This window comes from Nocardia alni, from assembly GCF_019038435.1.
Classification (GTDB): domain Bacteria; phylum Actinomycetota; class Actinomycetes; order Mycobacteriales; family Mycobacteriaceae; genus Nocardia; species Nocardia alni.
Map to the genome: position 1 here is coordinate 1 of NZ_JAGPOX010000260.1, position 5,329 is coordinate 5,329.

The window sequence follows — 5,329 nt, forward strand, 5'->3', positions numbered from 1 at the left end:
GCCGGACGCGGCGCCGCCCTCCTCCACGAGGCATCCAGCCCCCACGGACTGCCGACGGACAGCCCCTTCTGCGACGACGCCGTCCTGACCGCCTGCCTGACCGCCCGCCCCCACGAAGCAGGTCACCCCTGGGCTTACAAACCTCTGCTGGCCGCCGCGATGGACGGCCTGGTACCCGAACACATCCTGCACCGCACCACCAAGGACCACTGCGGCCCCGACTGGTACCTCGGCCTGCGCACCCACCGCCGTCACCTGTCCGACATCGCCGACACCTCACACCTCGCCGCGTCCGACCTCGCCGACCCAGAACTCCTGCGTCACGCGCTGATCAGCCCCGACCTGAACATCGGCGGCGCCCCGGAACTGGAGAACACCCTGGCAGTCGAGACATGGCTGCGCGACCTTGCCGCCCACCCCGACCCACACGAGGAGCACCCCGTTGACAAGTCTGCGCACTGACGTCGCCTGCTGTCCCACCGACGAAGGCATGGTCCTGCTCGACGAACGCAACGGCCGCTACTGGCAACTCAACGCCACCGGCGCGACTGTCCTCCAGGCACTCCTCGACGGCGCCAGCCCCCAGCAGATCGCCGACCGACTCGCCGCCACCCGGCCCGTCCATCTCGATCGCGCAGCCGCCGACGTCACTACCCTGCTCGACCGCCTCACATGCTGCGGACTGGTGGTCGATGCCCCGTGAGCCAGATCCTCGACACCGAGCCCAACCGTCCCCCGCTCGGCCGCCGCACTGCCGCCCGCACCGCCGTTGCCGCCGCTCGGCTACTGGCCCACCTGCCGCCCAGGCGTTTGCAGACCCTGCTACGGGCCGCGCGCCGCGGAGCGCGGCCCGCCGACCACGCCACGGCTCTGAAGGCCCGGCAGGACGTCATGGCCGTCAGCGTCCTGTGCTCCGGGCGCTACTGCCTCCAACGCTCCCTCGCCACAGCTCTGTTGTGCCGACTCGGCGGCACCTGGCCAACCTGGTGCACCGGAGTACGCACCCCGCCATTCGCCGCTCACGCCTGGGTCGAAGCCGAGGGACAACGGGTAGGCGAACCCCCGGACACCGCCACCTACCGCACCCTGCTTACCGTCCCCCCACGCTGACACCCCCGTGCCGGGCCGTTCCTCCTCCCCGGCTTCGTCCGGGTTCGCCAAGCGCCATTCCCCCTACCATCAGTGTTCCCATCCCTATCCGGTCAATCACCCGCTGTCGGATGAGAACTCATCCCTGCTGCGTGCCCGGGATCGGCATGGAGAACCTCGGTCATGCAATCAGCGCCCTTCTCGTAGTCGACGACGCACGAGAAGCTGTGGTGCATGGACATTTTCGTCCCGGATACGCGGAGCAATCGCACGCACGCACCCTCGACCGGAACGTTCGAGGTCAGCCGTGCCGGCCGAGACTTCCTGACCGGAACCGGAAACCGGAAATCTACCGCGAAGCGCCGAGTCGCGCAGTGTCCCTCTACGCATCCCTTTCGCGCACAGTGCAACTCGGGCAATCGGGTAGATCGTGATCGTGGTCCATACAGCGAGCGGGACGAGACCTGCGGCGCGGTCCATTTCGAGGCCGATCCCGAAGACGTCCCTCTACGGCGGCCCGCGTCGGTAACATGACCCGTAGAGGTCGAGACGGGGGTTACCAGTTGCTAGAGTTGGCCAAACTTTAGTCTGGACGATCGGGGGTTCTGCATGCGAACCGTAGCTGTTGTAGCTGGGCTGTGCGCTGTGCTGGCGGTGGCTGGGTGTAGTAAGTCGCAGTCTGGTCAGCCGCAGGCGGCTGCCACGACGACGCTGTCGGAGGCGCAGCTGTGGGATCCGTGCAGTCTGCCGGACAGTGCGGTGGCAGCCACCGGTGTCGATCCGAGCACGAAGGACACGAATCCTACGGAGGTCGCACAACCTGGATGGCGCAGTTGTAGATGGCGAACCACCGGATACTTCATGACAGTTAATTCGACGTCGCACACAATGGACGAAGTACGAAACAATTCTTCGCTCAGCAATATTAAAGGAGTGGACGTACCAGGTCGGCAAGCAGTTAGCTACAATGACGGCTCGTCTGATGATTGCGGCGTAGATTTTCCTACATCAAAAGGTCTTGTCGAAGTTATCGTAAGGAAAGCGTACGGTACTGCCGCTACTGAAGACTCTTGCGTCATTGCAGTTCGGTCGGCTACGACCCTGAATCAATCAATTCCGCAGTAGTTGGCGTAGCAGAAAATTGTAAGCGAGGAATTCATGGCTGACCAAAATGACATGAAGCAGCAATTTGCAAACCTTGCGTCCGCTGCGCAGTCAGGGAAGTTACTGATCGAGGATGACACTGCAGAACGGTGCGCAAAGCGCTGCAATGCGTACATTCAGGAACTGCAAACGCAGATGACTACGGCAACTGATTTAATCCATCAGAACTCTTTTGGAGACTTGGGGTCTGCAGGGAAGTATGCGCGGAAAATTCACGATCTCGGCTCCGGCGATTCTCCCGGCTCATACGTAGGTGCTGTAAAACAGCACATTGCAGTCCTCCAGCAGATGGCCGATATGTTTAAAAAAGCTGGTCAGGCATTCAAGAACTCGGATTCCGAGACACAGGCAAGGATCAGGCAGACCATGCAAAGCCTTAACGGTAAATAGTAGATACAAGGGGGAGTGATGGTCAGCTTCGGCGAGTTCATCCATAATCTGGAGAGTCAGTTCAGCAGCAGCGTCAGCCCCACCCAGAGCGAGCAGGACGCCGGGACGAAGGGGCAACGGGACCGGTCGGCGGCCCAAGCGCAGAACACTACTCTGTCGCAGGAATTTCACGGTGGGTACTTGCCGAATGTGGTGTCGGATGCCATGGAAAATTTCGACACGATGTCACATGACCGGATCATCCAATATCGAGGGTCTATCGATCCGAACGGCATGAACGCCAGCGTGGCCGCGTGGCAGAAGCTGGCCAAGGATACAGGAGATAAGGCAGAAGCATTTCGCAGCGATATTGAGGGTCTGATCAACAACGGCTGGGCGGGGGCGTCTGCGGAGTCGGCCAAGGCTAACGTCCGTAAATATGCGGAGGATGCCAAAAGTCTCCAGCAAGCCGCAGACTTGGTGGCAAATAAGCTGACCGCTGCGGAGGTAACGGTAAATCAGGTCAAGAATCAGATTCCTGATAAGCCGGCGAGTCGGTCGCATTCCTGGACCGGGATTATTACCGATGTTGTGGCGAACACTGTTCTTCCGGGTGCGGGTGCGACGACGCTGGGTGGGCAGTTGATGGCTGATCATGGTCGTACCAATAATGCTCAGGCTGAGGCGCGGGCGGTGATGAACAATGTGTATGCCCGGTATCTGCCCGAGGCGGATACGAACGTTCCCTCGATGCCGGGTGTCACTCAGGCTGACAACGCCCCGAATGTTCCCCCGTCGTCTCCGGGACCGGGACCAGGTCCGGGTCCGGGTGTCCCGGGTCCTGGGCCGGGTCCTTCGACCGCGGGCACTCCTGGTCCGGGTACTTCCACCGATACGCAGCCCAGCGGTACCGGTAATGCGACCAGCCCGTCGAGTCTGAACTTGCCGGATGCGTTGACCGGTCAACCGACCGGCGCGACGTCGCCTTCGTCGTTGAGTCCGTCCACCGCGACGGCGGGGTACGACGGGTCCGGGCTCGGTGGCCTGGGAGGTGGCGGCCTGGATGGTGGCGGTGTGGGTGGTGGCGGCCTCGGTGGCGGGCTGGATGGTTCCTCGGCCGGTGGCGGTAAGGGCGGTAGTGTGCCCGGTGCTGGTTCGGTGGGTGGAAAACCTGGTGCGGGGACAGCGGGTTCGCTGGCAGGCATGTCGGGCGCGGGGTCGCCCAGCGGCATGATGGGCCAGAAGGGTGGGCAGAAGGGTGAGGGGGACGGTGAGCACCAGACCCCGGAGTGGCTCAAGGGCATTCAGGAGGATCTGCTCGGTCCCGAGGTGCGGCACCTTCCCGGGGGTGTGATCGGCGGGGATTACGCCGAGTGAAAAGCTCTGTTGCGCAACTCCCTTTGCCGTGCCGATCGATGATCCGTGCCGCGGTGATCGTGTCATCGACCGACCACTCACGCCACGCTTCTTCGCTGGACGCGGCGCCGGGTATGGTGAGGCGAATTTATCTCGACGGTTCGGGGGGCGGTAATGCCGACGGCTAGTGCGTGGAAGTTTTCGCAGCTGGAGTTCTTCATCGCCTGGCAGGCGGTCGGCCGCGACCGGATGCCGTTTCCGATCGAATTCCACTCCGCGGCCGAGACGCGTTCCGACCTCGAGCGCGAATCTGCCGGTCCGAGAAGCGCACTCGTCGAGCGGGTGAGTGCGGACGAGGGCATCTTCCGTGCCTTACAGGCATTGGCCCAGCCGCGGGTTCGCTTGGAGGCCTTCGGTTTCCGTCGAGACGGACGCGACCGCATGGTCCGCATGCACGCCGGAATCGATGACAGCGCAGCGGGAGTCCTGGTACAGGAGCCCGGCCCGGGCGCCGACCCCGACGCGGCCGGTGACATCCGCCTCTACCTGCACTCGCCCACCTCCGCGATCAAGCGCGTGGTGTCCCTGCTGCCCGACGTCCCGCCCGGCACGGCCCACGGCGTCTCCATCAACCGCCTGGACCTGGCCCCGTCGGAAACCTGGAGCCCCGCCGACCCCAACAGTGCCCGCACCCAGGCGATCCGCTTCTTGCGCCAGCCCTTCCGCACCTACATAGAGTTCAAGGTGGACCTGGGCGCCGCCCTGGACGGCTGGCAGGAGGGCGGCGAATACCTCCAGGTCGTCGACTTCACCGATCAGGGCCGCTACCTGCTCACCCTCGCAGACCGAGTCGAAGCCACCCCCCTGACCGCGGAGAAACTCCAAGCATCCCTCCAACGCCTGGCCGACCGCGCCTTGGAGCGCGACCGCCACTCCGCCTGGCGCTGAAAATGACTGATCCAGCGCGGGATCGCCTGGTCTCTGGGGCGCGTGCCGAATCCCGAGAGTTCCCGGACGAACCAGTACACGCGGATTCGTCGGTGCGGTCCGGGCTGTCCGAGTTGGTCAGGATCTCCGAGGACCTGGGGCTGTACGACGACATCGCTTCGGAGCCGCTCAGAAGACATGGCTGATGCTCGAACATGTTGGTTCGCAATTGGTCTCGCAGATGGAATGCGTCAGGGCTATCCGCGGCGGAAATAAGGCAGCATGGGGTGTATGGAGTTACTGACACCCGATGAATTGCCGCCGACGAATGGTTACAGCCATGTGGCGGTGGTGCCGGCGAACAGTCGGTTGGTGTGGACGTCCGGGCAGGTGCCGGTGGGGGACGATGGGGTTGTGGCCGGGG

At 63.6% G+C, this 5,329-nt stretch carries 7 protein-coding genes; all 7 read left to right on the forward strand.

The genetic code is table 11. From position 1 onward, the window contains the following. A partial coding sequence (locus JZ791_RS43320) for an asparagine synthase-related protein (RefSeq protein WP_254207356.1) occupies nucleotides 1–462 on the forward strand: 462 nt, incomplete at its 5' end. After that, entirely contained in the window at nucleotides 443–703 is a 261-nt protein-coding gene (locus JZ791_RS43325) for a lasso peptide biosynthesis PqqD family chaperone (RefSeq protein WP_216903673.1), read from the forward strand. The genes JZ791_RS43320 and JZ791_RS43325, both read left to right, overlap by 20 nt. Then, entirely contained in the window at nucleotides 700–1,110 is a 411-nt protein-coding gene (locus JZ791_RS43330; RefSeq protein ID WP_216903675.1) for a lasso peptide biosynthesis B2 protein, read from the forward strand. The genes JZ791_RS43325 and JZ791_RS43330 overlap by 4 nt, the downstream gene beginning before the upstream one ends. Nucleotides 1,111–1,698: 588 nt before the next feature. After that, the gene (locus tag JZ791_RS46960; RefSeq protein WP_368858356.1) at nucleotides 1,699–2,214 is read left to right on the forward strand and encodes a DUF3558 domain-containing protein; all 516 of its coding nucleotides are present in this window, start codon (nucleotides 1,699–1,701) and stop codon (nucleotides 2,212–2,214) included. 33 nt (nucleotides 2,215–2,247) lie between these two features. Beyond that, nucleotides 2,248–2,643, forward strand: coding sequence for a hypothetical protein (locus tag JZ791_RS43340; protein WP_216903679.1), 396 nt, complete (start codon nucleotides 2,248–2,250; stop codon nucleotides 2,641–2,643). An 18-nt stretch (nucleotides 2,644–2,661) separates the two neighbouring features. Beyond that, complete coding sequence (locus tag JZ791_RS46260) at nucleotides 2,662–3,999, forward strand: PPE domain-containing protein (RefSeq protein ID WP_216903681.1); 1,338 nt, start codon at nucleotides 2,662–2,664, stop codon at nucleotides 3,997–3,999. A gap of 153 nt (nucleotides 4,000–4,152) precedes the next feature. After that, nucleotides 4,153–4,926, forward strand: a complete 774-nt coding sequence (locus tag JZ791_RS43350; protein WP_216903683.1) for an ESX secretion-associated protein EspG — start codon at nucleotides 4,153–4,155, stop codon at nucleotides 4,924–4,926. Nucleotides 4,927–5,329 lie beyond the last annotated feature (403 nt).